This is a genomic window from Streptococcus sp. 210928-DFI.4.42 (genome assembly GCF_020554365.1).
Taxonomy (GTDB): Bacteria; Bacillota; Bacilli; order Lactobacillales; family Streptococcaceae; genus Streptococcus; species Streptococcus parasanguinis_S.
In genome coordinates, this window is the sequence record NZ_JAJCHF010000008.1 from 78,089 (window position 1) to 84,630 (window position 6,542).

Here is a 6,542-nt window from a genome sequence, read left to right on the forward strand (position 1 = left end):
TAATTTCTAGGTATTGTGTACCGATCATAGTTTTTCTATATTATCTTTTGTTAATTTTGTGAAACGAAATCCCCCTCAACTCTCTCCACCCAGTGACTAACTTGATCTTCAAACTAAATTTCGATAAGATAGTAAGGGATGAAGTATAAATGATGGATAAGGAGTGACCGATGTCTAAAGAAACTTATTTACAGCTGAAGAAAGAATTTTGGATGCGTTTTGCTTTTAATGTGGGGATTGCAGGGATCGGTCTTGTGTTATTGATCGTTATGATCTTCAATCAATCGCGCTATATTCCCTACTTGCTTGTGGTTATGGGGATGATTTCCTTAATGAACCAAGTCTTGGTCATGCCGACCAAGGCTAAGAAAGATGCCTTTGAGAAAGAGCATCCGGAGTGGAAGGAGGTGTCGGTCAAAGGCGTCAAGGTTGACTCTCAGGAACAGTCAAAACGCTATGGGGTGAGTCTGATCGCTTTGATCGTGGTCATCGGTTCTTTCTTTGCTATGTATCGTCCGACCCTCCAAGCGCAAAAAGAGCAAGAGGAGAAAGTGGAAATCCGGCAGAAGTTGCAGCCTGCTATGGAGAATATCCAAAAGCAAGAACAAAGCTCAAGAGAAGCGGTCCAGTCTCAGATGAAGGACCTACTTCGGACACCAAGTTCAGCTCAGAAACAGAGGCAACAAGTGGGGAATGATCAGGATTGCCTGCTGTTGACCAATCATTGAGAAATCACTGTCCTATCGGTGATTTTTTTGTCTTCACTTCTCCCTCGAATTAATCCTTAAATTGTGATAAAATAAGGGTTACGAATGTTTTTGAATGGTTTGTTTTGCATAGAAATCGGGCTACTCAAAAGCGAGCAAAAGAATCAAGATCAAGGGAGAAACAATGTCCAACACCTTTGAAATTTTAATGGATCAGCTGGATATGCCGCTGGAGATGCGATCTTCCAGTGCCTTTTTGCATGCGGAGATTCAAGAAGTCGTGGTGCATAAGGTCAGCCGGGTCTGGGAGTTCCGCTTTGCCTTTGCGGAAGTCTTGCCGATTGCTTTGTTTAAGGAATTGCGCCAGCGCTTGAAGGACGAATTTTCAAAGACGGGAAACCAAGCGACCTTTACCATCCAAGTGGCGAATCCGGACTTTTCTGAGGATTTGTTGCAGGCCTACTACCGGGAGGTCTTTGAGGATGGACCTTGCGCGAGTCAAGGCTTTAAGGGGCTTTACCAAGACTTGCAGGTGCGCGCGGAAGGTCAGGAATTGATCATCTCAGGGCCTTCTTCGGTCGATACAGAGCATTTTCGTAAGAATCATTTGCCTAACCTTGCCAAACAGTTGGAAGCCTTTGGTTTTCCGCATTTCACCTGTCGGGTGGAGTCTGATGAGGAGTTGACAGAGCAAGAAGTAGCGCGCTTTGAAGAGGAAAATGAAAAGATCTTCCAAGCAGCCAATGAGGAGACTTTGCGGGCTATGGAATCCTTGGCTCAGATGGCTCCGCCACCAGCAGTCGAAGAAAAGCCGGTCTTTGACTTCAAGGCTAAGAAAGCGGCAGCTAAACCTAAGCTAGACAAGGCCGAGATCACTCCGATGATCGAGATTACGACAGAAGAGAACCGGATTGTCTTTGAGGGTGTGGTCTTTGACGTGGAGCACAAGGTGACGCGGACTGGTCGGGTCCTGATCAGCTTTAAGATGACCGACTATACCTCGAGTTTTTCCCTTCAGAAATGGGTTAAAAATGAGGAAGAAGCCCAGAAGTTTGACATGATCAAGAAGAACAGCTGGCTACGGGTGCGGGGAAATATCGAAATGAACAATTTCACGCGTGACTTAACTATGAATGTCCAAGACATCCAGGAAGTCGTCCATTATACCCGCAAGGACCTGATGCCAGAAGGCGAGCGCCGGGTGGAATTCCACGCCCATACCAATATGTCGACCATGGATGCCCTGCCGGAAGTCGAAGAGCTGGTTGCCAAGGCAGCTGAGTGGGGCCACAAGGCTGTAGCCATCACCGACCATGGCAATGTGCAGAGCTTCCCGCATGGTTTTAAAGCAGCCAAGAAGGCTGGGATCCAGCTGATCTATGGGATGGAAGCCAATATCGTAGAGGACAAGGTGCCGATCACCTATAACGAGGTGGATCTAGACCTCAATGAAGCGACTTATGTGGTCTTTGACGTGGAAACGACAGGACTTTCAGCCATCTACAATGACTTGATCCAGGTCGCCGCTTCTAAGATGTACAAGGGCAATGTCATTGAGGAGTTTGACGAGTTTATTGACCCGGGCCATCCTTTGTCGGCTTTTACGACCCAATTGACAGGGATCACCAACGAGCATGTCCGTGGGGCCAAGCCCTTGGTACAGGTCTTGAAGGAATTTCAGGCTTTCTGTGAGGGAACGGTTCTTGTCGCCCACAATGCCACCTTTGACGTGGGCTTCATGAATGCTAACTATGAGCGTCATGGCTTACCAAAGATTACCCAACCAGTCATCGATACCCTGGAATTTGCCCGTAACCTCTACCCAGATTTTAAACGGCATGGCTTGGGACCTTTGACCAAGCGGTTTGGGGTCGCTTTGGAGCACCACCACATGGCCAACTACGATGCGGAAGCAACGGGGCGCCTGCTCTTTATCTTTATCAAAGAAGTCGCTGAAAAGCATGGGGTGACCAATCTCAAGGATTTGAATATCGATTTGATCGATGAGAATTCTTATAAGAAGGCCCGGGTCAAGCATGCGACTCTCTATGTCAAGAACCAGACCGGACTTAAGAATATGTTTAAACTGGTCTCGCTTTCTGGGACCAAGTATTTCGAAGGAGTCCCACGGATTCCCAAGACTGTGCTGGATGCCCACCGCGAAGGCTTGATCCTTGGATCGGCCTGCTCAGAAGGGGAAGTCTTTGATGCGGTCATGTCACAAGGCGTGGATGCGGCGGTCGAAGTGGCCAAGTACTACGACTTTATTGAGGTCATGCCACCGGCTATCTATGCACCTCTCATTGCCAAGGAGCAGGTCAAGGACATGGACGAGCTCCAGACCATTATCAAGAGCTTGATTGAGGTGGGAGATCGCCTCGGCAAACCCGTTCTTGCGACAGGAAATGTCCATTATCTGGAGCCAGAAGATGAAATCTATCGGGAGATCATTGTCCGCAGTCTCGGTCAAGGGGCTATGATCAACCGGACCATCGGGCATGGAGAAGATGCCCAGCCAGCGCCACTTCCTAAAGCGCATTTCAGAACCACCAATGAAATGCTGGATGAATTTGCCTTTCTAGGAGAAGACTTGGCGCGAAAATTGGTCATTGAAAATACCAACGCACTGGCAGAAATCTTTGAACCCGTTGAAGTGGTCAAGGGTGACCTCTATACGCCTTTTATCGACAAGGCCGAAGAGACAGTTGCGGAATTGACCTATAAGCGAGCCTTTGAGATCTATGGTAATCCGCTCCCTGATATTGTCGATTTGCGGATTGAAAAGGAATTAACCTCTATCCTGGGGAATGGCTTTGCCGTGATTTATCTGGCTTCACAGATGCTGGTGCACCGTTCCAATGAGCGGGGCTACCTGGTTGGATCGCGTGGATCCGTTGGGTCCAGCTTTGTCGCGACCATGATCGGGATTACCGAGGTTAATCCGCTCTCGCCTCACTATGTCTGTGGTCAGTGCCAGTACAGTGAGTTTATCACGGATGGTTCTTACGGTTCCGGCTTTGATATGCCTAATAAGGACTGCCCAAACTGTGGTCACAAGCTCAGCAAAAATGGACAGGATATTCCCTTTGAAACCTTCCTTGGTTTCGATGGAGACAAGGTACCCGATATCGATTTGAACTTCTCAGGGGAGGACCAGCCGAGTGCCCACTTGGATGTCCGGGATATCTTTGGGGAAGAATATGCCTTCCGGGCAGGAACGGTTGGTACTGTGGCTGCTAAGACGGCCTATGGCTTTGTCAAGGGTTATGAGCGGGATTATGGCAAGTACTACCGAGATGCCGAGGTCGAGCGCTTGGCTCTTGGTGCAGCTGGGGTCAAACGGACGACCGGTCAGCACCCAGGGGGAATCGTTGTTATTCCAAACTATATGGACGTCTATGACTTCACTCCTGTGCAGTACCCAGCCGATGATGTGACAGCCGAATGGCAGACCACCCACTTTAACTTCCACGATATCGACGAGAACGTCCTCAAGCTCGATGTTCTGGGACACGATGATCCGACCATGATTCGGAAGCTCCAGGACTTGTCAGGCATTGATCCAAATGATATCCCTATGGATGATCCAGGTGTTATGGCCCTCTTCTCAGGAACCGATATCCTAGGAGTCACACCGGAGCAAATCGGTACCTCAACTGGTATGCTGGGAATCCCAGAGTTTGGGACCAACTTCGTTCGGGGCATGGTGGATGAAACCCATCCGACGACCTTTGCCGAGTTGCTTCAGCTTTCTGGTTTGTCTCACGGTACCGACGTATGGTTGGGAAATGCCCAAGACTTGATCAAGGCAGGAATTGCCGACCTATCAACCGTTATTGGATGTCGGGACGACATCATGGTTTACCTCATGCACGCTGGCCTAGATCCAAAAATGGCCTTTACCATCATGGAGCGGGTGCGGAAAGGCATGTGGCTTAAGATTTCTGAAGAAGAGCGCAATGGCTATATCCAAGCCATGAAGGAAAACAATGTTCCTGAGTGGTACATCGAGTCCTGTGGGAAGATCAAGTACATGTTCCCCAAAGCCCATGCGGCGGCCTATGTTATGATGGCCCTTCGTGTGGCCTACTTTAAGGTGCATCATCCTCTCTATTATTACTGTGCCTACTTCTCGATTCGGGCCAAAGCCTTTGACATCAAGACCATGGGTGCAGGCCTTGAGGCCGTGAAAGCGCGGATGAAGGAGATTGCTGAGAAACGCAAGAACAACGAAGCTTCCAATGTGGAGATCGACCTCTACACCACCCTTGAGATTGTCAATGAAATGTGGGAGCGGGGCTTCAAGTTTGGCAAGCTCAACCTCTATCGCAGTCAAGCGACAGAATTCTTGATTGATGGGGACACCCTCATTCCGCCATTTGTCGCTATGGATGGTCTAGGAGAGAACGTTGCCAAGCAGATCGTGCGGGCGCGTGAAGAAGGAGAATTCCTTTCTAAAACAGAACTCCGTAAGCGCGGCGGTGTTTCGTCCACCCTGGTTGAAAAGATGGATGAGATGGGCATTCTTGGCAATATGCCAGAGGATAACCAGTTGAGTTTGTTTGATGATTTGTTCTAATTTAAAGTCAACTTGTTCAAATAAGCCGACTAAGTTTCATCTAATTAAGACTTAACAGTAAAACCAGTAGAGATGATTTTTTATGATTTTCATTTCTACTGCTTTTTAGATATGATATAGTATAAGTAAGTTTTTATCCAAAGACTAAAACTTTAGGAAGTTATATATTGAAATTATCAAAAATGATTGCTATAAATTACTAATAATGATACTCTCAAACAAGAGTAAGCTTAACGGAAGTAGTGTTTGCTATACCTTAATAACTTTTCGATATGGAATGGAGATAAGTATGATTTTAGGTGAAACTTATAGGAAAATAAGAGAAGAAAAGGGGATTTCTATTTCTTCATTAGCAGGTGCTGAAATTTCAAAATCTCAAATATCTAGATTTGAATTAGGAGAAACAGAGATTTCTGTCTTTAAGTTATTGTATCTTCTTGAAAGAATAGGAGTAACACTAGAAGAATTTCTGCTTATCTGTAATCATTATCAACCTTCGGATTTTAATACCTTAATAGCTTATGTTAAACAGGCTGCATATAATGAAGATGCTCAAGCATTACTAGATATGGTAGAGAAAGAAATAGAACTTTTTCATGGGACAAATTCTCATTACCATAAATTAAATGCTATTTTCATTGAAAGTATTGTTTCGGGAATGGATAAGAATCATCAATTGAGTCAACAAGACGCCTCTTATCTTACAAACTATTTATTTTCTGTTGAAAACTGGGGTTATTACGAAACGCTCATCCTTGGAAATTGCTGTCGTGTTCTATCTCCAGATTTATTATTTAGATATGCCAAAGAGGCGCTCAACAAAGGGAAGTTGTATAGTTCTATACCTAGAAATAGACAATCTCTCATTCAACTACTTCTCAATTCTTGGATTATAATGATTGAGAACGACTTATATGAGGAATCTTTATTTTTAAAACAGGCTACGAAGAATATATTAGCGGATTCCACAGATTTTTTTGAACAAACTATTTTGCTGTATTTAGATGGATATTTGGAACTGAAATTCTATCATAATCAAAAATCACTTTTAAAAATCGAAGAAGCTTTAAAAATTTTCGAACTCTTCAATAAAACAATCTACAAAAATTACAAAGAATACTTTGAGAAACACATCATTCATTTAGTAGACTAGGCCATTTACCTATAAGGTAATAACGTGATCAAACTCTTCCAATATTTTTGGATTTTGATCATGAGTAATGACAATAACAATTGCATCTTTAATGGATAGAATG

At 45.2% G+C, this 6,542-nt stretch carries 3 protein-coding genes; all 3 read left to right on the forward strand.

Translation table 11 applies throughout. The features are described from left to right. Positions 1 to 170: 170 nt before the first annotated feature. The 3 genes from LIZ08_RS04685 (at position 171) to LIZ08_RS04695 (ending at position 6,439) form a co-directional block, all read left to right on the forward strand. Positions 171 to 728: a hypothetical protein gene (locus LIZ08_RS04685; protein WP_070448960.1), complete on the forward strand. Its 558-nt coding sequence runs from the start codon at positions 171 to 173 to the stop codon at positions 726 to 728. 163 nt (positions 729 to 891) lie between these two features. Next, complete coding sequence (locus LIZ08_RS04690) at positions 892 to 5,286, forward strand: PolC-type DNA polymerase III (RefSeq protein WP_070674782.1); 4,395 nt, start codon at positions 892 to 894, stop codon at positions 5,284 to 5,286. 289 nt (positions 5,287 to 5,575) lie between these two features. Then, positions 5,576 to 6,439 (forward strand): helix-turn-helix domain-containing protein, encoded by an 864-nt coding sequence (locus LIZ08_RS04695; RefSeq protein WP_070674785.1) that lies wholly within the window; start codon positions 5,576 to 5,578, stop codon positions 6,437 to 6,439. The last annotated feature ends 103 nt before the right edge of the window (positions 6,440 to 6,542 follow it).

Coding starts and splice junctions, on each gene's coding strand:
- LIZ08_RS04685 (WP_070448960.1), top strand. CDS start 171: ATGTCTAAAGAAACTTATTTACAGCTGAAGAAAGAATTTTGGATGCGT.
- LIZ08_RS04690 (WP_070674782.1), top strand. CDS start 892: ATGTCCAACACCTTTGAAATTTTAATGGATCAGCTGGATATGCCGCTG.
- LIZ08_RS04695 (WP_070674785.1), top strand. CDS start 5,576: ATGATTTTAGGTGAAACTTATAGGAAAATAAGAGAAGAAAAGGGGATT.